Raw genomic sequence first — 18,709 nt, 5'->3', positions numbered from 1 at the left:
CGACACCGCACGCCAGCGCGAGGTGCGGCAAATTGTCGAGAATTGCCTATGGCATAGCCGTCACAGCGGTTCAAGCGCGCCGCGGATCAGGAACTGTTAGTCCCCGTAATATTGGGTCAGTTTGTCAGAAAACTTTCACAAATAGAGGCCGTCGCGCCGGGACCGCATAAGGTCCGTGATCCTGTCGTCGGGCTTTTCGTGGAGCACGAGGCGGAGCTCCACGACGAGATCTCCGCTTTCCCCGTCGGCGCCCCTCATCCCCTTGCCGACAATGCGGATCTCCTTGTCGGAACCAGACCAGGCCGGCACGGTGACGACAATCGGTCCGCTCGGTGTTTCGATCGGCGTCTCGCAACCCAAGACGGCATCCTGGAGGCCGAGGGGCATTGTGGTGACCAGATCGAGACCCCGGGTTCTGAACGGACCATCCTGGGCAATGCGCAAGGTAGCGACGACGTCGCCACGCGTCATCCCCGCGACGCGGTAGCCCTGCTCCTTCAGTCGAATCACCTCTCCGTCCCGAGCGCCGAGCGGGATTGCGACCTTCACCGTTTCGCCGTCGGGAAGCTCCAAAGAAACGCGGGCCCGGTTCATGACCTCCTCGACGCTTACCGGGAGGGCGACCACAAGGTCCGGCACCTTCTCGGCCGTTTTCGTAATGCGATCGCGAATGCGACGGACGATCGCAGCCACCAGTTCCGCAGGCGCGGCGGAACGCCGGGAAACGACGAGTTCCGATTTCGGGCTTTCCGGCTGCGCTCCCGTCGTCGCCTCCGGCGCCGGCCCGTCGGTGGTCGCCGCCTTCTCGGCTGGGCGCGCCGCGGCCGGTCTCGTCCGGGGACCGGCCGCGCGCGGCTCGACGCCAAATATCCGCGAGACCGCGTCCTCGGCCGTTTCGGCACTGACCGGCTCTTCGGCCGCCTCCGCTCCGCGCATCTTCTCCTTCATGGCCTCCATGCGACGCAGTTCCGCCTCGCGCCGCGCCCAGTCATAGCGGCTCCTGCGCACCGGATCGCGCAGCAATTCATAGGCCTTGCCCGCTTCGGCAAAACGCTCCGTGGCCAGAGGGTCGTCCTGGTTGTGATCCGGGTGGATGGCCTTTGCGACGGAGCGCCAGGCGGCCTTGATTTCCTCCTGCCCGGCATTGCGACGCACGCCGAGGATTGCATAGGGATCGCGCATGGCTTTTCACCATTTTCTGTAATCGGCGATCGTCCCAACTGCCCGCGCCAATGCCTGGCGACAGCGGGAGAACCGCGAGTATGGCCCTACCTGCATGCCCCTCGGATCGACCTCGATCCGGGGAGAATGCAGCAATTCAAAGTGCTACAGCGACCGTGCGGCGCTGTAATTCTTCAGGACGATGATCCGGGGAAGTTGCTAAATATCGGTTATTCGGCGGCGCCCACGACACTCTCGCCGCGCCTTTGCAGGCAGGCGCCCGCGGCTTTCAGCAAACGTGGTTAACCGGCCATTTCAGCTGCGCGGGCCGAAGCTCGTCAAATACCATTCGCCGTTCTCAAGCCGGCACGTCCTCCCGTCGAACTTCGCTATGCCTTCGAAGGAATGGCGGGTCGTGGTGAAGCGGCGGCAGAGGACGCCGGACGCCCGGTCTTCCTCAATGCTGCTGATGACGCCGGCGCTTCCAGACGTTGTGTTCGCCCAGGGAATGGCGTTGTCGCCACCCTGGCTGATGTCGGCGGAGGAAACCGCATTGCGCACGGCAAGGGCGTCGGCGAGGCCGTCCGACGTCTTGGCAACCGGAACGGTTCCTGTCGAGACAGAGCGATCGACATCCGATTTTCCGAACATGTCCAGGCCGCCGCCCATACAGCCCGAAAGGACGAACATCGTCAGGCAAACGGCCGCGCCGCGCAGCCATGCGGAGGAAAAACCCTTCTTGCCTTCGATCCACTTTGCTATGTCTTGCACGGCAATCCTGTCAGAGTCGCCAGAGCCGAACCGATGCTGGAAAGTCGGCACGCAACTCTGACATAGTTCAATGCGGCAACACCGGATCGGGATCATTCCCGAAGCGTTACCGCACCAGATATACGGGCATTGGAAGCCAATATGACCTCGAATGAGTTAACAAGCAGTGACTTCACGGATGCAAGCGAGCCCTTCTCCCTTTTCGGCACATGGCTGAAAGACGCCGAGAAAAGCGAAGTCAACGATCCCAACGCCGTCGCGCTCGCCACCGTCGACCCGCATGGCATGCCCAATGTGCGCATGGTCCTGCTCAAGGGTTTCGACGAACGCGGCTTCGTCTTTTACACGAATTTCGAAAGTCGGAAAGGGCATGAAATCCTGGCGACGCGCAAAGCCGCGATGTGCTTCCATTGGAAATCGCTGCGCAGACAGGTGCGCCTGCGCGGTCCCGTCGAGAATGTGTCGGAAGAAGAGGCGGACGAATATTTCAGGAGCCGGCCGCGCGGCAGCCGTATCGGTGCCTGGGCTTCCAAGCAATCGCGCCCGCTCGAGGGCCGCCTGGCGCTCGAAAAGGCGGTCGCGGAGTTTACCGCGCGCTACGCCATCGGCGAGATCCCGCGCCCGGAATATTGGTCCGGCTTCCGCATTCGCCCGACCTCGATCGAGTTCTGGCACGACCGGCCCTTCCGGCTGCACGACCGCATCGAGTTCAGCCGTCCGGAACCTGAAGGCGGCTGGGTGAAGTTGCGCATGTATCCCTAAGGGCCTCCGGCGCTACAGCGCCGCGCGTCTTTTCAGGCGCGCAAAGGTTGCTGTAACTCTTTGAATCTGCGCATCGAGCTTTCCGGAAATCGGGTACGATTTTCGGGCCGATGCGCTAGGCTGCGGCAAACCGAAACGGAATGCCGGATGCGAGCGCCGAGACATAACGCGCGTTTTGGAAGTAGCCGTTGAGCGATATTCGCGGCAGCGCGTGAAGGTTTGCTCCGGAGGAAAGCGTGCCTGGCTCCGTCGTCACCGCAACCGCAAAGCCGAGATCAGCGGCAAGGCGGTGCTCGCGTGCCGAAACGGTGGGGCAGAAGCCATAGGGATAGGCAAAGCTGAGCGGCCGGCGGCCGGCGATCGCCTCGACGCGCTCCGAGGAATTCAGAAGCTCCAAGCGCGCCTCGTTATCACCAAGACGAGCCAAGGCGCGATGGCTGATCGTATGCGCGCCGAGGCTTGCGAGCGGGCTTTCGAGCAAGGCGCTAAGGCGGGCCTCGTCCATCGTCAGCCGCTCCGCGATCGCAAGAGCATCAATGCCGTCTCTTGCCGCAGCCCTGTTCAAGGCGGCAACCGCGCCCGCCTCGTCCTCCTTGTGGATATGAGCGGCGATGCGGTCGAATGCAGCCTGCTTCCCGGCAAGGCTTCCAATTGCCATCGCCTCCTCGCCCTGGCCGAAATCGAAGCGGATTTCGCGGCAGGCGGAGAGCCAGTCTGCGAGCGTCTCCCACCAGAGGCTATGGGTGCGATCGACAAAGCCGGCGGTGACGAAAACGGTGAAGGGAACCGAATGCCGCTCGAACACCGGCAGCGCGTGGTCAAGATTGTTACGATAGCCGTCGTCGAGCGTGAAGCAGGCGACCGGCTGCGGGTCGGCGGCGGCCAGGCTCATGGGCAGATCCTCGAGGGGGACAAAACGGTAGCCCGCACGCCGCAACGCAAGGATCGCCTCGTCTAGAAATTCGGGCGTGATTTCGAGGTGCGCATTGGGGTCGAAGGTGCGCTTGCAGGAGGGGCGTACATGGTGGAGGGTGAAGATCGCGCCGCGCCTGCGCGCCCGCGACATCAGGCCCGCACGCGAAAGAAGATGCGCGGTCTCAAGACCGCCGGCTATGGCGGCGCGCCTGACGTGGTGGCGAACCAGCCGTGCAAGGCCGTGTCTCATCTTCCCGCTGTCCCCATGCTTGACCCCGACATCCTCGCCGAAAGACGGGACCGTCGGGATCTACCCCTTGCAAGTGGCGACGCCGAAGACGGGCGTCACCGCGCCACGGGCGGCAAGCTAAAGCCGTCGGGGTTAAGCCTTGCTGAATCCTGTGAATCGTTCGGGCGTATCGACCGGTTTTCGCCTCAATGTTGCGGCAAAGCACCATGCTGGGACATAATGAAGCAATGACACGCGAGCGGCCAAAGCAGCGGCTCATTTTGGGGGGCTTCGATGAAGAACTTTCACCTTGCCTTGGCGACGATGGCGACATTCCTCGTTGTCACCTCATCGGCATTTGCCGGCAACGCGTCTCTCGTTCTCGACGCCCGCAGCGGCCGGGTGCTTGCCGCCGAGAACGCCGACGACCTCAATCATCCGGCATCGCTTACCAAGATGATGACGCTCTATCTAACCTTCGAAGCGTTGCGGCGGGGCGACATCGGCTGGGAAACGAAAGTGCCGATGTCGAAGGAGGCCGCCCGCAAGCCACCCACCAAGTTGCGCGTCAAGGCGGGCGACTCGATCACCGTCCGGGAGGCGGTCTATAGCATAATCGTGCAATCGGCCAATGATGCGGCCGCGGCCATGGCTGAGAGGCTCGGAGGTTCTGAAGCGAACTTCGCTCGAATGATGAACGCCAGGGCCCGCCGGCTCGGCATGAACCGCACCGTCTTCGTCAACGCATCCGGCCTGCCGGCAAGCCAGCAGGTCACGACGGCACGCGATATGGCGAGGCTCGCCGTCGCGCTTATTCGGGATTTCCCGGCCGAATACCGGCTTTTCTCGATGCAGAGCTTCAATTTCCGTGGCCGCACGATTCGCGGCCACAACAATCTCATGTACCGCTACCAGGGCATGGACGGCATCAAGACCGGTTATACCAACGCCTCCGGCTTTAATCTCGTGAGCGCGGTAAAGGTCGGCAATCGGCGGGTGATCGGCGTGGTGCTCGGAGGCCGGACGGCAAAAAGCCGCGACAACAAGATGGCCGCTCTCCTTGATCAGCATCTGGGCCGGGCCGGCTCGACCACGGTGGTCGCAAACCGGACGATCGATCGGGTCGAGGTCGATACCTTGCCCGGCGTTTCGCTCTCCTATGTCGACCTCGCCCCCGCGGGCGCCGGAGACGCTGGCGCTGCCATCCAAGCGGTCGTGCCCTCGGAGCGCCCGACCGCGATCGCCGCGACCGAGTCGGCAGCGAGCGGGTACTGGCAGATACAGATCTCGACCATGTCGACCGCAGAAGGCGCGCGCAAGATCCTCGTCGAAGCACAATCGGCCGGTGGCGCGGCGCTGCTCGGCGCGTCGCCGCACACCAAGGCCGCAGGCACCGGCTCCCGCAGGCAATACCATGCACGCTTCATCGGCTTTGCGAGCCGCGAGGCGGCGGCATCCGCCTGCGACATACTGAAGAAGCGCTCCTACGACTGCAAACTGCTCCCCGACCGGGGATAGCCGCCGGGACCCGGGGCACTTCCGTCGTCTTACGCTTGTGTACCGCCCACGGTGATCTGGTCCATTCGCAGATGCGGCTGTCCGACGCCGACGGGCACCCATTGCCCCCCTTTGCCACAATTGCCGATGCCGGTGTCGAGCTTCATATCGTTGCCGACCATCGTCACCCGGCGCATCGCCTCGGGTCCGTTGCCGATCAGCATCGCGCCTTTCACCGGTGCACCGATCTTGCCATCCTCGATCAGATAGGCCTCGGTGCAGCCGAACACGAATTTGCCGGAAGTGATGTCCACCTGACCGCCGCCGAAGGATACGGCGTAGATGCCCTTCTTCACCGATGCGAGGATCTCTTCCGGCGTGTGGCCGCCGGCGAGCATGTAGGTGTTGGTCATACGCGGCATCGGCACATGGGCATAACCCTGGCGGCGGCCGTTTCCGGTCGGCTCCATGCCCATGAGGCGGGCATTCTGACGATCCTGCATATAGCCGACGAGCTTGCCATCTTCGATGAGCACGTTGTAGCCCGACGGCGTACCCTCGTCGTCGACCGAGATCGAGCCGCGCCGCGCTTCAATCGTGCCGTCGTCGACGACGGTCACGCCCTTGGCGGCCACCTGTTCGCCCATGAGGCCTGCGAAGGCGGACGTTCTCTTGCGATTGAAGTCACCCTCGAGGCCGTGGCCGACGGCCTCGTGCAGCATCACGCCCGGCCAGCCAGAGGCGAGCACGACATCCATGGTGCCCGCTGGCGCATCGATCGCCGAGAGGTTGACAAGCGCCTGGCGCAACGCCTCGTCGGCGCCCCGCTTCCAGTTATCTTCGACGATGAGGTCGCCGAAGCCGCGCCGGCCGCCTGTGCCGAAGGTGCCTGTTTCCTGGCGGTCGCCCTCACCGACCACGACCGAGATATTGATGCGGGTCATCGGCCGGACGTCGTGGACGCGATGGCCGTCGGCTCTCAGGATGTCCACCACCTGCCAGCTGGCGGAGACCGTCGCGCTCACCTGCCGGACCTTCGGCTCCTTGGCGCGCAGAAAGGCATCGATTTCCTGCAGCAGCCTCACCTTGGCGTCGAAAGTCGGTTCGCCGATCGGGTTCTCGTCGCCGTAGAGCTTCTTATTCGTGCGTTGCGGGGCTGCGGCGTAGCTCCCCGAGTAGCCGCGAGTCACCTGCCCGACCGCGTCCGACGCCCGCTTCAAGGCCGAGAGCGACAGTTCCCCGGCATGGGCGTAGCCGACGGCATCGCCGGCCACCGCCCTGAGACCGAAGCCCTGGTCGGTATTGAAGCTGCCGCCCTTCAGGCGGCCATTGTCGAAGGAGAGCACCTCCGCCTGTGAATGCTCCAGGAAGAGCTCGCCGTCATCGGCCCCGGAAAGCGTTTCGGAGAGAACCTTGCGGACCGTCGCCTCGTCCGCGTCGAAGAGGCTTATCAGGTTGGTGTCCATCGTCTGCTCCATGAAGGATTCCTGCTCCATTTAGGGAGCGCGAGGCCGCAAGCCAAGAAAAAAGCTCAGGTGGACATGCCGGCGTTCCAACCGTCGAGCAGCTTGATCTCGCCGACGCCGGCAAAGCGGGCGATGCGGTCAAGTTCTGCGGCAAGCTTCTCCATGCGGCCGGACGTGGCCCTGACGCCCGGCTCCAGCCAAAGGCGGCGCACGTCGAGGCTGCCGCGCTTGCGGTCGGCTTTCATGTCGATGCGGCCGATCAGGCGGTCGCTTTCGAGCAGCGGAAAAACATAGTAGCCATATTCGCGCTTCGGTTCGGGCACGAAAACCTCGATGCGATAGAAGAAGCCGAAGAGTCGTTCGGTGCGGTTGCGGTCGCGCAGCAAAGGGTCGAAAGGGCTCAGCACCCGGATGCGGCCGGGCGGATCGGCAATCTCGCCGAGCGTGTTGGGAAAGCCTGCGAAGGCGTAGGACGGGCGGGGCTTGCCGCCATTGGCGGTGTCGATGGCGACCTCGCAGAGCTCGTCGCGATGGGCCGCCACCCAGGTCTTGGCCTCCCCCGGCGATACGAGATCCCAGAAAGCGGCGATCTCGCCATGGGTCGCAAAACCGAGCCGCTCAAGTGCGCTGCGGCAGGCCCAGTCGACGAATTCCTCGTGGCCGACATCGCCCTCGTAATGACGCGCGGGAATGACACGTTCGGTGAGATCATAGACCTTCTGGAAGTTCTCGCGCCGGGCGATGGCGAGCCTGCCCTGCCTCCACAACACTTCGAGCGCCGTCTTCGACGGGTGCCAGTTCCACCAGCCGCCGGACTCGTGATCCTCCTCCTTGAGATCACGCGCCATGACCGCGCCGTTGCTTGCGATCCGTTCATAGGTCTCATCGCAACCGGCATCGAACCCGTCGCCGCGCCACTTGCGCCAGCGCTCGCTAAGCGTTTCGGCTTCCCATTTGAAGCGGTGCTTCCAATAGACGAAGAAACTGCTCGGAATGATCGAGGCGTCATGCGTCCAATGCTCGAAGAGCTCGCCGTCCTTTTCGAGAAGCTCCGTCAGGTGCTCCCGACGGTAAGTCTGGTTGCGGGAAAACAGGATCTGGTGATGGGCGCGCTCGACGGTCGCAATGCTGTCCACCTGCACGAAGCCGATGTCGTGGATGAGCTGAAGCAGCCCTTCCTTGCCGAGCGCGCGGTGCGGCGCGGTAGAGAGACCCTGCGTGGAAAGAAAGATGCGCCGGGCATCGCGATTGGAGAGGCGAATCGTCATGTTCCGAGGATAGGCTTATATTCCCATTTTTCAAATGCCCTTTCGCCGCGAGCATCCGGGCAGTGCCGCATTGCCCTTACCCGTCGACTTGCCTATAGAGCGAGCACGAAATGCGCGAGGATACCAGGAGAGGATACGAGGCTTGGATATCCGCCTTACCGATTGTTCTGTCCGCTTCGGCGATAGGGTCGCGCTTCACCCGCTGGCCCTCACCCTCAATGAACGGCGCATCGGCATCATCGGTCTCAACGGCTGCGGCAAGACCACTTTCGCCCGGCTGATCAACGGCCTCGTCAAGCCGACGACGGGGCGCGTCGAGGTCAATGGTCTCGATACGGTCAAGGACGACCGGGCCGTGCTCGCCGAGGCCGGCTTCATCTTCCAGAACCCGCAGCACCAGTTGATCATGCCGATCGTCTCCGACGACATCGCCTTCGGCCTGAAGAATCGCGGTCTGCCGGCCAAGGAGATCTCACTTCGAACGGAGGCGGTGCTGCAGCGCTTCGGCGTCAGCCATCTCGCCAGGCGGCGGGTGCACGAGCTGTCAGGAGGCGAGACGCAGCTGGTCGCCATGGCGAGCGTCGTCGTCACCGGGCCGAAAATCCTGATCCTCGACGAGCCGACCAACCAGCTCGACCTGCGCAATCGCCGCATGGTCGCAGAAACGATCGAGGCGCTCGACGAGGACACGATCGTCATCACCCACGATCTGGGGCTCGTCGAAGGCGTCGAGCGGCTTTTGCTCTTTCACGAGGGCAGGCTGATCGCCGATGGGAGCCCGGGCGAGACCATCCGGCACTACCACGAGGTCGCCGGATGCTGACGAGCCTCTATGTCGAGGGCCAGACCTGGTTTCACCGCGCGCCGGTGCGGGCGAAGCTGATTGCCCTCCTCGCCCTCAGCATCGCGCTCTTTACGACCAACTCATTGTTGCTGCTGCTGCCGGCATTTCTGTTCTGCGGCGGACTCTATTTCTCGCTCGGCCTGACGCTTCGCCAGGCGTTTGCGCGCGTCGGCTTCGTCTTCTTCACCATCCTGGTGCTCGCCCTCGTCAATCTCTTTCTCATTCCGGTCCCTGACGTGTTTGCCCTCGTCCTCAGGCTCATGGCGCTCGTCCTCTTTGCCGCGGCCGTCACGGCGACGACGACGATCGGCGCGTTCATGGACGCGGTGACGGCTCTGTTGAGGCCGATCGAGCGCCTGGGCCTGGTTCAAGCGGCCGATGTCAGCCTCGCGCTCGGCCTCGTGCTGCGCTTCGTTCCCGATATCTTCGCCCGCTACCAGGCTATCAGGGAGGCGCATCGCGCACGCGGAGTGCCGATCAGGTCGCTCACGATCATCGGTCCGCTCATCATCCTGACGTTGAAAGATGCGGATACGATTGCGGCCGCCATTGACGCCCGCGGTTTTCGCCGTCAATGAATTCGCGATTTCTAATAGAGGGTAGGACCACATGAACACCAGAGACCTCGTCCTCATAGCGCTTTTCGCCGCGATCGTCGTCGTGCTCGGCCTCATTCCACCGATCACTCTCGGCTTCATCCCGGTTCCGATCACAGCCCAGTCGATGGGCGTCATGCTTGCCGGCTGCATCATCGGCGCCAGGCGCGCGGCGCTCTCCTTCCTGCTCTTCATTCTCCTGGTCGCGATCGGCTTGCCGGTCCTGTCCGGTGGCCGCGGCGGCCTCGCCATCTTCGCCGGCCCCTCCGGCGGATTCATCCTTGGCTGGGCCGTCGCCGCCTATGTCACCGGCCTGATCGCCGAGCGCGCCATCCGACCCGGAATTTCGGAGGGCCGCCAGTTCATCGGTTTCTTCGTCGCTTCGGTGGTCGGCGGCATTCTCGTGCTCTATGCGATCGGCGTTCCGTGGCTTTCCTTCGTCACGGGCACGCCGTTCCTCGCCGCCGCAGGCGGTTCGCTGGCCTTTATCCCGGGCGACCTCTTGAAGGCCGCGATCGCCACGCTGGCGGCGCGTGCCGTCTACGCCGGCTATCCGTTGCTGCCGGCCCGCGCCTGAGGCAATGCCGCTTTCCGGCGCGATCGCGCTCCATGCGGCTGAGAGCCCGCACGCCCCGGCTTTCCGCATGGAGAGCCGGGTCTTCTCCTTCGAGGAGTTGGCCGCGGACGCCGGCCGCATGCTCTATGCCATCGAGCGGACTGCCGCACAGGCGACCCGGCAAAGCGTCCTGTCCGGCCGCGCGCGCCTGATCGCGCTCGAGATCGGCAACCATCCGCTCTTTGCCGCGGCCTTCATCGCCGCGACAGCCGGTGGCAATTGCGCCGCCCTTATCGATCCGCACCTGCCGGAAGCGACGCGCCGGCGGATGAAGGCGCAACTGCGCCCCGAGATCGTCATCCGCCCCGATGGCGATTTGCTGCGCGTCGAAGTGCCGTCCGCCGGGCAAAGCCACGCATTGGATGCGTTCTCCGGCTCTTTGCCGCTCCAGGTCGGCGATGGCGCGGAGCCGTTCCTCGTCGTCTTTACCTCCGGCACGACCGGCGAACCGAAAGCGATCGTCCGCGATCGCCGCTCTTGGCGCATCAGTCTCGAAGCCGGCCAGAGCTTCTTCGGGATTGGGCCGGAGACGACGACCTATGCGCCCGGACCGCTTGCGCATGGTCTGACGCTTTACGCCCTTGCGGAGTGCCTTTGGGCAGGCGCCGAATTCATTGGCGCAGCGCATTTCGAACCACGTCCGGCGCTGAACGAGATCGCCGAGCGAAACGTCAAGCGGCTCGTGCTCGTGCCGACCATGCTGCGGCGGCTCTGCGCCGAGGCGCGGGGGCGCGCCTGGAATTCGGTCGAGAAGATCACCAGCGCCGGCGCCAAGCTGACGCCCGCCGACCGGCAGGCAGCGCGCCGCACCTTCCCCGGCGCGGCGGTCACCGAATATTACGGCGCCTCGGAACTCGGCTTCATCACCTGCTCCGGTGCCGCGGACAGGCACGGTCCGACGGCAGTCGGCAGGGCATTCCCCGGCGTTCGCCTGGCGATCCTTGACGACGACGGCAACACGCTGCCCCAGGGCGAAACAGGAACGATCTTCGTCGAAAGCGAATTGATCTCGGATGGATATATCGGCGCGCGCGACGGCGCGGGCTTTCGAAGGCAAGGCGCCCTCGGAACGGTCGGCGATCTCGGCTTCCTGGATGCCGACGGCACGCTGCATTTGATCGGCCGTGCCGGCGGCATGCTCCTCTCCGGCGGCAACAACATCTACCCTTCCGAGGTAGAAGCGGTCATGATGGCGGCTGCCGGGGTCGAGGCGGTTTGCGTCTTCGGCCTCGATCACCCCGAACTCGGCAGCGAGCTTGCGGCGATCATCCAGCCGAACGGCTCCTTCGATCGGGCCGCGCTGGCGCGCCATCTTGCTGACGCGCTGCCGCGCTACAAGCATCCGCGCAAGATCTGGCTCTGCCGGCACATGCCGATGACCGCCTCCGGCAAGGTCGCCGCCAAGGAACTCCGGCAATGGATTGCGGAGGAGAACCCTGCCCTTGAACGCCTCATCTGATCCGTCCCGCACACCAGTCATCATCGCTGCCTTGCGCACGCCGATCGGCCGCGTCAATGGCAGCCTGGCCCACGTGGAGCCCGCAAGCCTTGCCGCCGTGCTGATCGAAAGCATTATCGCTGATACAGGCATGGACGGTGGCGAGATCGACGACGTGGTCCTCGGCAACGCCGCAAACAGCGCCGGCAATCTCGCCCGACTGGCCGCCCTCGAAGCCCATCTGCCGGTATCCATTCCCGGCGTCACGGTCGATCGCCAATGCGGCTCGGGTCTTGAGGCTATCGTGCTTGCCGCCCGGCAGATCCAGGCCGGTGCGGGACGGTTCTATATCGCCGGCGGCACGGAGAGCGCGAGCCGCGCCCATATCCGACTCCGGCCGCCGCTTGTGCGGGGCGAGGAACTGCGACCGGTGAAGCGCGCACGCATGGCGCCCGATTTCATCGGCGATCCGGATATGGGCGTCGCGGCCGAAAACGTCGCGACCGCCTGCGGCATCTCACGGGAGCGCCAGGATCAGTTTGCGCTGGAAAGCCACCGCCGCGCCGTGTCGGCGGAGGCTGCCGGGCGCTTCACGCGCGAGGTCGTGCCGGTCACGACCCCGTCCGGCCCGGTTGCCACGGATGAATGCCCACGCGCCAATGCGTCCGCAGAAACGCTCGCCCGGCTGAAGCCGGTTTTCGTCCGGGGCGGCACCGTCACCGCCGGCAATGCCTGCCCGATCAACGATGGCGCCGCTATGGTGCTGGTGACGAGCCTCGCCGAAGCACGCCGGCTCGAGATTTCCTTCGCGCTCGAGTTCATCGATGCCGCCACGGCCGGGGTCGACCCGAACCTTCTCGGGCTAGGACCCGTTCCGGCGATGGCAAGGCTTCGCACCCGCAATCCGGGACTCGACATTGCCGATATCGACTTCATCGAGTTCAATGAGGCATTCGCCTCGCAGGTCCTGGGCAGCCTCGACCGGCTCGCAATCATGCCAGAGCGCGTCAATCTTGACGGCGGCGCGATTGCGCTCGGCCACCCCTATGGCGCTTCCGGCGCCATCCTGGTCGTGCGACTGTTTTCGCAGATGCTTGCGACGTCTGAAAGTCAGGGATTGGCAATGATGGGCGTCGGCGGCGGCATGGGTATTGTCGCGCATTTCCGCGGCCGTCGCCTCGATCAGGAGAGATAGCCGGCGAGCCATTCACGGGTTGCCGCCGGCAATTGCACCGGCTGGTGGCGCCCGCGATCGACGGCGACCCAGACGATTTCGATCTCGGCAGCAAGCGCTTCGCCGGTCTCGACACGAACGGCAAAGCTCACCGAACTGCCTCCGACCTTGGCGACGGTCACGGTGAAGCGGGCGGGGTCGTCGAAACGCAGACCCCGATGGAAGATGCAGGCCGAACGGCGCACGAGATAGGCCGGCTCGTGCTCGACAGCCGGGCGGTGCCGCCAGAGATTGGAAAGCGCCGCTTCCGCATGCGCGTAATAGGCCGCATTGTGCATGTGCCCATGCATGTCTATATCGCGAAACGGAATGCGGATTTCCGTGACATTCTCCCGCTTGATGCCGTCCATGCGAGACCCTTCCCATGCGCTCCACCCTGGTTAGACAGTTTGGCGATCCGGAACAAGTGATAGAGCTTGTGGACGCCCCCCTCATTGAGCCGGCAGCCGGGGAAGTGGAGATCGAAATCGCGCTCGCGGCGATCAATCCTTCGGACCTCATCCCGGTCACCGGCGCCTATCGCGCCCGCACCGAACTGCCCTTCGTGCCCGGTTTCGAGGGTGTCGGCGTGGTGAGCCGCATCGGCCCGGGCGTCCGCGATCTCAATCCCGGCGATCGTGTGATCCCGATCGGCGCGAGCGGGCTGTGGCAGCAGTTTCTCGTGCGCCCGGCCGAATGGTGCTTTCGCGTGCCGGACGATATCAGCGACAGCGAAGCCGCCATGAGCTATGTCAACCCGCTGACGGCGCTTCGGCTGGTCGAGGATCTGCGCAGATATTTCGGCTCTCTGGCGGGCCGCTCGGTCGCCGTCACCGCGGCGGGCTCGGCAATCGGCGGCATGCTGATGAAGCTCGTTGAACGCGAAGGTGCGGTGCCGACGGCGATCCTTCGCAGCGACAAAAGCCGCGGCCGCTTCGACGCGGAGCAGAGGGTCATCGTCACCGATGGCAGCGGGCTTCCCCCGGCAACGATCTTCGAAGCGGTGCTCGACGCGGTCGGCGGCACGTTTGCCGGCGAACTGATCCGCCGGTCCATTCATCCCGGTGGCACTTTGATCCAGTATGGAGCGCTGAGCAACGTTCCGGTGCCGCCGGCGGCAATCGCCGCCCGGCCCGATGTCCGCTTTGCCTTCCTGTGGCTGAGAAACTGGGTACATTCCGCCGGTCGCGGCGCGATCGATGCCGCTTTTGCCCGAAGCTTCGCGGGACTGCGCGACGGGCTCTTTTCAAGCCCGGTTGCCGCTACCTATCCCTTGGGACGGCTCGCCGATGCCCTGGCGCACCAAGCCGATCCGCATCGGGACGGCAAGATCCTCATCGATCCGCGCTGTTGAAAATCGGCAGAATTGTGGTCGCTGCCATGGATTTTGACGGGCGCGCGCACTAGCTTTGCGCAGATGACCACGCAGCTCTATGAAAATCCGATTTTTCTGGAACATATCGTTCCGGAAGGACACCCCGAAAGGCCGGATCGGCTGAAGGCACTGAACCTTGCGCTGGAGCACCCGAACTTTGCCGAGCTGAAGAGGGTAGAGGCGCCGAAAGGCAGCGAGGATCTGGTTCTTCTTGCCCATACCGAGGAGCATCTGTGCTCGATCAAGAAATGGATTCCGGAAGAGGATATCTCGCAGATCGAAGCGGACACCTTTGCCTGCCCATCGAGCCTCGATGCAGCCATGACAGGCATTGGCGCCGCAGTCGCGGCCGTGGATGCCGTCTTCTCCGGCGAGGCGGACAATGCCTTTATCGCGGCTCGCCCGCCCGGCCATCACGCGGAGAAGAACAGGCCGATGGGCTTCTGCTTCTTCAACACGGTCGCGATCGCCGCGCGTCACGCGCAGCGGGCGCATGGCGTCGAGCGGGTGGCGATCGTCGATTGGGACGTGCACCACGGCAACGGCACACAGGACATCTTCTGGAACGACCCTTCGGTGCTCTTCTGCTCCACCCACCAGATGCCGCTCTATCCCGGCACCGGTGCCAAGGAGGAGACGGGCGTAAAGCACAACATAGTCAATGCTCCGCTGTCGCCCAACAGCGGCAGCGAGCATTTCCGCGACGCATTCCGCGCTCGCATTCTGACCTCACTCGACAATTTCCGCCCGGACCTCGTGCTGATCTCCGCCGGCTTCGACGCGCATTACCGCGATCCTTTGGCGCAGCTCAACCTGATGGCGGAGGATTTCGATTGGGCAACGGGACGCCTGATGGAGGTTGCCGGCAAGAGCTCCGGCAATCGCGTCGTCAGTTTGCTCGAGGGCGGCTATGATCTCGAAGGGCTCGCCGAATCAGCCGCCATGCACATACTGAGACTGATGAGAGGGTAATTGATGAACACCAACGCACAACCGGACGTCTCCACCCTCTCCTTCGAGCAGGCCGTCGAGGAACTGGAGCGCATCGTCTCGGCGCTCGAACGCGGTGATGTGGCGCTCGACAAGTCCATCGAGATATACGAGCGCGGCGAGGCCTTGAAGAAGCATTGCGAGACACTGTTGAAGGCGGCCGAGGACCGCATCGAAAAGATCCGCCTCGACCGTGCCGGCCGTCCCCAGGGCGTCGATCCGCTGGATGCGGAGCAGTAAGGGACGAGAGGGCCCGCTTGCCGAAATTGCCCTCATCCGCCTGCCCGTCCTCCGCAGCAGTTGCGGAGGGTGGACCGGCACCTTCTCCCCGCAAGCGGGGCGAAGGGCCTTGCCGCAGCGTCTCAGTCCCCTCTGCCCGCCTGCGGGGAGAGGGTGAGGGTGAGGGGCAAATCGCGCACTCGCGTTTCGACCGCGAGCAGTGGACACGGTAAGTTGAAGCTGACCACCAGACGGAGCGCGTGCCATGTCCTTCTTTCCCGGTCCCGACCCGCTTGCCGGCGACAAGCCGGCCTGTGACGCCATCGAGCATCTGATCATTCCGCGCACCAGCGATATTGGCGGGCTGGAGGTGCGTCGCGCCCTGCCGACGGCGCGGCGGCGGCTCGTCGGGCCGTTCATCTTCTTCGACAGGATGGGGCCGGCCCTTATGCGAGCGGGCGAAGCGATCGACGTGCGGCCGCATCCGCATATCGGGCTTTCGACCGTCACCTATCTGTTCGACGGCCAGATCAAGCATCGAGACAGTCTCGGTACCGAGATGGTGATTCGGCCGGGCGACGTGAACCTGATGACGGCCGGGTGCGGCATCGTCCATTCCGAGCGCTCGCCGGAAAACCAGCGCGGACACGATCGCTCGCTCTCCGGATTGCAGACCTGGCTGGCGCTGCCCGACGACAAGGAAGAGATCGATCCGATCTTCACCCATACGGAGGAGCGAATGCTGCCGCATCTCGCCGATCGGGGCGTGCGCGCAAGGGTCGTCATTGGCCAGTTCGAGGGTGCAGTCTCGCCCGTCTCAGTCTTCACCGAGACGATCTATGTCGACCTCACGATCGACGCAGGCAGAAGCGCGCCCTTTGCGGCTCAATGGGAGGAGCGTGCGCTCTATATTCTGTCGGGCGAGGCGATCATCGCCGGCGATCACTTTACCGACAACCGGCTTCTCGTCTTTCGACCGGGCGACGAGATCACCATCACGGCCGGTCCGACCGGCTGCCACGTCATGCTCTTCGGCGGCGCGGCGCTCGGTTCGCCCCGCCATATCTGGTGGAATTTCGTCTCCTCCTCCAAGGAGCGGATCGACAAGGCGAAAGAAGAATGGCGAAGTGGACGATTCGATATCGTTCCGGGGGATGAAACGGACTTCATCCCTTTGCCCGCAGGCTAATTTTCGTTAAGTTCTCGGTCAAAGACGCAGGAAAGCCCAATTTTGCATTCAACGGCGATTGCGTCTAAACAGCCGTCTTGACGGACACAACAACAAGGATCGCGCCCGAGGGCCGGTGCGCACAGGGCGATAAGCGTGACACAATTGCCGACCACTCCAATGCCTGCAACTCCTTTGCTCGACAAGGTCAATGTCCCTGACGATCTGAAGAGGATTGACGACCGGGACCTGCCGCAGCTGGCAAGCGAATTGCGCGCGGAAATGATCGACGCGGTGTCGCGCACCGGCGGCCACCTCGGCGCCGGCCTTGGCGTCGTCGAACTGACGATCGCCATCCACAAGATCTTCGATACGCCGCATGACCGGCTGATCTTCGATGTCGGGCACCAGTGCTATCCCCACAAGATTCTCACCGGGCGTCGCGACCGGATCCGCACGCTGCGCCAGGAGGGCGGGCTTTCCGGCTTCACCCGACGCGCCGAAAGCGAATACGATCCCTTCGGCGCCGCGCATTCCTCGACCTCGATTTCCGCCGGCCTCGGCATGGCTGTCGCCGCCGATCTCGACGGCAAGAACCGCAATGTCATCGCCGTCATCGGCGACGGCGCATTGTCGGCCGGCATGGCCTATGAGGCGCTCAACAATGCCGGGGCTCTCGACGCCCGCCTGATCGTCATCCTCAACGACAACGACATGTCGATCGCGCCGCCGACGGGCGCCATGAGCGCCTATCTGGCGCGGCTGGCCTCGGGCCGGACCTACATGGGCATCCGCGAGGTCGGCAAGAAGCTGACTGCCTATCTCGGCAAGACCGTCGATCGCGCTATCACCCGCGCCGTCGAGCATGCGCGCGGCTACGTCACCGGCGGCACGCTCTTCGAGGAGATGGGCTTCTACCATATCGGCCCGATCGACGGGCATTCCTTCGACCATCTGCTGCCGGTCCTGCGCAATGTCCGCGACAACGCGAGAGGCCCGGTCCTGATCCATGTCGTGACGCAGAAGGGCAAGGGCTATCCGCCGGCGGAGGCCGCTGCCGACAAATATCACGGCGTCAACAAGTTCGATGTGATCACCGGTGCCCAGGCCAAGGCGAAGCCGAACGCGCCCGCCTACACCTCGGTCTTTGCAGACGCACTTGTCCAGGAAGCGGCGCTCGACGACAAGATCGTGGCGATCACCGCGGCCATGCCGTCCGGCACCGGGCTCGACCGGTTCGCGGCCGTGCATCCCTCGCGCTGTTTCGACGTCGGCATTGCCGAGCAGCACGCCGTGACCTTCGCCGCCGGCCTGGCGGCGGAAGGATACAAGCCCTTCGCGGCGCTCTATTCCACCTTCCTGCAGCGCGCCTATGATCAGGTCGTGCATGACGTGGCGATCCAAGGCCTGCCGGTGCGCTTCCCGATCGACCGCGCCGGCTTCGTCGGCGCCGATGGTCCGACCCACGCCGGTTCCTTCGACACGACCTATCTCGCATCGCTGCCGGGCTTCGTGGTGATGGCGGCAGCCGACGAGGCGGAACTGAAGCACATGGTGCGCACCGCCGCGGCCTATGACGAAGGCCCGATTTCCTTCCGATATCCGCGCGGCGAAGGCGTCGGCGTCGAGCTGCCGGAGCGGGGCGATGTCCTCGCGATCGGCAAGGGCCGCATCCTCAAGGAGGGCACGAAGGTCGCGCTGCTTTCCTTCGGCACGCGGCTTGCCGACTGTCTGATGGCCGCCGAGGACCTCGATGCCGCCGGCCTCTCGACGACAGTCGCAGACGCTCGCTTCGCCAAGCCGCTCGACCAGGACCTGATCCGCCAGCTTGCGCGGCACCACGAAGTGCTGATTACCATCGAGGAGGGTTCGATCGGCGGTTTCGCCAGCCACGTCTTGCATTTCCTGGCCGAAGAGGGCCTGCTCGACGGCGGTCTTCGGGTGCGGCCGATGGTGATGCCGGATATCTGGATGGAACAGGCGAAACCCGAAGCAATGTATGCCCTCGCCGGACTTGATCGCGCCGGCATCGTCTCGACGGTCTTCACGGCGCTCGGGCAGAAGCACTCGGTCGGTTTCGGCGCGGCCGGTTGAGGAGTGCCCTTCCACGAGCTTAAGCTCAGTCTCCGCGCCCCCAGTCTGCAGGCCAGAGGGGTTTCGCTGCCATGGTCATCATCCGTG

General features: G+C 64.4%; 18 protein-coding genes. 12 read left to right on the top strand and 6 right to left on the bottom strand.

The features are described 5' to 3' along the window. Positions 1-135: 135 nt before the first annotated feature. Both SJ05684_RS02425 and SJ05684_RS02420 read right to left on the bottom strand, forming a co-directional pair. Positions 136-1,182: a DnaJ C-terminal domain-containing protein gene (locus SJ05684_RS02425; RefSeq protein ID WP_034852224.1), complete on the bottom strand. Its 1,047-nt coding sequence runs from the start codon at positions 1,180-1,182 to the stop codon at positions 136-138. Between the two features lie 294 nt (positions 1,183-1,476). After that, positions 1,477-1,932: an RT0821/Lpp0805 family surface protein gene (locus SJ05684_RS02420; protein ID WP_034852438.1), complete on the bottom strand. Its 456-nt coding sequence runs from the start codon at positions 1,930-1,932 to the stop codon at positions 1,477-1,479. 141 nt (positions 1,933-2,073) lie between these two features. On the opposite strand from SJ05684_RS02420, the gene pdxH reads away from it, so the two are divergent. Next, positions 2,074-2,694, top strand: coding sequence for a pyridoxamine 5'-phosphate oxidase (gene pdxH / locus SJ05684_RS02415; protein ID WP_034852222.1), 621 nt, complete (start codon positions 2,074-2,076; stop codon positions 2,692-2,694). Between the two features lie 115 nt (positions 2,695-2,809). Here the strand turns inward: pdxH and SJ05684_RS02410 are convergent, their stop codons facing one another. Then, on the bottom strand, positions 2,810-3,859 hold the full coding sequence (locus SJ05684_RS02410; protein WP_095694194.1) for a polysaccharide deacetylase family protein: 1,050 nt from the start codon (positions 3,857-3,859) through the stop codon (positions 2,810-2,812). A 273-nt stretch (positions 3,860-4,132) separates the two neighbouring features. On the opposite strand from SJ05684_RS02410, the gene SJ05684_RS02405 reads away from it, so the two are divergent. Next, positions 4,133-5,356, top strand: coding sequence for a D-alanyl-D-alanine carboxypeptidase family protein (locus SJ05684_RS02405; RefSeq protein ID WP_034852219.1), 1,224 nt, complete (start codon positions 4,133-4,135; stop codon positions 5,354-5,356). A 29-nt stretch (positions 5,357-5,385) separates the two neighbouring features. Here SJ05684_RS02405 and tldD read toward each other — a convergent pair whose 3' ends face one another. Both tldD and SJ05684_RS02395 read right to left on the bottom strand, forming a co-directional pair. After that, positions 5,386-6,801 (bottom strand): metalloprotease TldD, encoded by a 1,416-nt coding sequence (gene tldD / locus SJ05684_RS02400; RefSeq protein WP_034852437.1) that lies wholly within the window; start codon positions 6,799-6,801, stop codon positions 5,386-5,388. Positions 6,802-6,866: 65 nt separating this feature from the next. Then, positions 6,867-8,069 carry a winged helix-turn-helix domain-containing protein gene (locus SJ05684_RS02395; protein WP_034852218.1) on the bottom strand — a complete coding sequence of 401 codons (1,203 nt, stop codon included), beginning with the start codon at positions 8,067-8,069 and terminating at the stop codon, positions 6,867-6,869. A gap of 142 nt (positions 8,070-8,211) precedes the next feature. On the opposite strand from SJ05684_RS02395, the gene SJ05684_RS02390 reads away from it, so the two are divergent. Genes SJ05684_RS02390 through SJ05684_RS02370 form a run of 5 tightly spaced genes read left to right on the top strand, consistent with a single transcriptional unit; the run spans position 8,212 to position 12,758 of the window. Continuing rightward, the gene (locus SJ05684_RS02390) at positions 8,212-8,892 is read left to right on the top strand and encodes an energy-coupling factor ABC transporter ATP-binding protein (protein WP_034852216.1); all 681 of its coding nucleotides are present in this window, start codon (positions 8,212-8,214) and stop codon (positions 8,890-8,892) included. Further along, positions 8,886-9,491 (top strand): energy-coupling factor transporter transmembrane component T family protein, encoded by a 606-nt coding sequence (locus SJ05684_RS02385; protein ID WP_034852213.1) that lies wholly within the window; start codon positions 8,886-8,888, stop codon positions 9,489-9,491. Before SJ05684_RS02390 ends, SJ05684_RS02385 begins: the two co-directional genes overlap by 7 nt. A gap of 31 nt (positions 9,492-9,522) precedes the next feature. Next, on the top strand, positions 9,523-10,086 hold the full coding sequence (locus tag SJ05684_RS02380) for a biotin transporter BioY (protein WP_034852212.1): 564 nt from the start codon (positions 9,523-9,525) through the stop codon (positions 10,084-10,086). A 4-nt stretch (positions 10,087-10,090) separates the two neighbouring features. Continuing rightward, entirely contained in the window at positions 10,091-11,584 is a 1,494-nt protein-coding gene (locus SJ05684_RS02375; RefSeq protein WP_034852210.1) for a class I adenylate-forming enzyme family protein, read from the top strand. Beyond that, complete coding sequence (locus SJ05684_RS02370; RefSeq protein ID WP_034852209.1) at positions 11,568-12,758, top strand: thiolase family protein; 1,191 nt, start codon at positions 11,568-11,570, stop codon at positions 12,756-12,758. The genes SJ05684_RS02375 and SJ05684_RS02370 overlap by 17 nt, the downstream gene beginning before the upstream one ends. Here SJ05684_RS02370 and SJ05684_RS02365 read toward each other — a convergent pair. Beyond that, entirely contained in the window at positions 12,746-13,147 is a 402-nt protein-coding gene (locus SJ05684_RS02365; RefSeq protein ID WP_034852208.1) for an acyl-CoA thioesterase, read from the bottom strand. The two genes, SJ05684_RS02370 and SJ05684_RS02365, sit on opposite strands and share 13 nt — an antisense overlap. A gap of 14 nt (positions 13,148-13,161) precedes the next feature. Between SJ05684_RS02365 and SJ05684_RS02360 the strand changes: the two genes are divergently transcribed. The 5 genes from SJ05684_RS02360 (at position 13,162) to dxs (ending at position 18,622) form a co-directional block, all read left to right on the top strand. Further along, entirely contained in the window at positions 13,162-14,130 is a 969-nt protein-coding gene (locus tag SJ05684_RS02360; RefSeq protein ID WP_034852206.1) for a zinc-dependent alcohol dehydrogenase family protein, read from the top strand. Positions 14,131-14,193: 63 nt separating this feature from the next. Next, positions 14,194-15,123 (top strand): histone deacetylase family protein, encoded by a 930-nt coding sequence (locus SJ05684_RS02355; protein ID WP_034852436.1) that lies wholly within the window; start codon positions 14,194-14,196, stop codon positions 15,121-15,123. A 3-nt stretch (positions 15,124-15,126) separates the two neighbouring features. After that, a complete protein-coding gene (locus SJ05684_RS02350; protein WP_034852204.1) occupies positions 15,127-15,381 on the top strand; it encodes an exodeoxyribonuclease VII small subunit in 255 nt (84 codons plus the stop codon). A gap of 244 nt (positions 15,382-15,625) precedes the next feature. Then, entirely contained in the window at positions 15,626-16,549 is a 924-nt protein-coding gene (locus tag SJ05684_RS02345) for a pirin family protein (RefSeq protein WP_095694193.1), read from the top strand. Between the two features lie 159 nt (positions 16,550-16,708). Then, entirely contained in the window at positions 16,709-18,622 is a 1,914-nt protein-coding gene (dxs, locus tag SJ05684_RS02340; RefSeq protein WP_034852201.1) for a 1-deoxy-D-xylulose-5-phosphate synthase, read from the top strand. The last annotated feature ends 87 nt before the right edge of the window (positions 18,623-18,709 follow it).

Origin of the sequence: Sinorhizobium sojae CCBAU 05684 (assembly GCF_002288525.1) — a bacterium.
GTDB lineage: Bacteria > Pseudomonadota > Alphaproteobacteria > Rhizobiales > Rhizobiaceae > Sinorhizobium > Sinorhizobium sojae.
The sequence above is the reverse complement of the archived record's forward strand: the minus strand, read 5'-3'. Positions and strand labels throughout refer to the sequence as shown.

Excerpts from the sequence above, each read along its gene's own strand:
- SJ05684_RS02345 (WP_095694193.1), top strand. The coding sequence starts at position 15,626 with ATGTCCTTCTTTCCCGGTCCCGACCCGCTTGCCGGCGACAAGCCGGCC.
- SJ05684_RS02410 (WP_095694194.1), bottom strand. The coding sequence starts at position 3,859 with ATGAGACACGGCCTTGCACGGCTGGTTCGCCACCACGTCAGGCGCGCC.
- SJ05684_RS02360 (WP_034852206.1), top strand. The coding sequence starts at position 13,162 with ATGCGCTCCACCCTGGTTAGACAGTTTGGCGATCCGGAACAAGTGATA.
- SJ05684_RS02425 (WP_034852224.1), bottom strand. The coding sequence starts at position 1,182 with ATGCGCGATCCCTATGCAATCCTCGGCGTGCGTCGCAATGCCGGGCAG.
- SJ05684_RS02395 (WP_034852218.1), bottom strand. The coding sequence starts at position 8,069 with ATGACGATTCGCCTCTCCAATCGCGATGCCCGGCGCATCTTTCTTTCC.
- SJ05684_RS02365 (WP_034852208.1), bottom strand. The coding sequence starts at position 13,147 with ATGGACGGCATCAAGCGGGAGAATGTCACGGAAATCCGCATTCCGTTT.
- SJ05684_RS02350 (WP_034852204.1), top strand. The coding sequence starts at position 15,127 with ATGAACACCAACGCACAACCGGACGTCTCCACCCTCTCCTTCGAGCAG.
- tldD (WP_034852437.1), bottom strand. The coding sequence starts at position 6,801 with ATGGACACCAACCTGATAAGCCTCTTCGACGCGGACGAGGCGACGGTC.
- SJ05684_RS02375 (WP_034852210.1), top strand. The coding sequence starts at position 10,091 with ATGCCGCTTTCCGGCGCGATCGCGCTCCATGCGGCTGAGAGCCCGCAC.
- SJ05684_RS02405 (WP_034852219.1), top strand. The coding sequence starts at position 4,133 with ATGAAGAACTTTCACCTTGCCTTGGCGACGATGGCGACATTCCTCGTT.
- dxs (WP_034852201.1), top strand. The coding sequence starts at position 16,709 with ATGCCTGCAACTCCTTTGCTCGACAAGGTCAATGTCCCTGACGATCTG.
- SJ05684_RS02385 (WP_034852213.1), top strand. The coding sequence starts at position 8,886 with ATGCTGACGAGCCTCTATGTCGAGGGCCAGACCTGGTTTCACCGCGCG.
- SJ05684_RS02380 (WP_034852212.1), top strand. The coding sequence starts at position 9,523 with ATGAACACCAGAGACCTCGTCCTCATAGCGCTTTTCGCCGCGATCGTC.
- SJ05684_RS02355 (WP_034852436.1), top strand. The coding sequence starts at position 14,194 with ATGACCACGCAGCTCTATGAAAATCCGATTTTTCTGGAACATATCGTT.
- pdxH (WP_034852222.1), top strand. The coding sequence starts at position 2,074 with ATGACCTCGAATGAGTTAACAAGCAGTGACTTCACGGATGCAAGCGAG.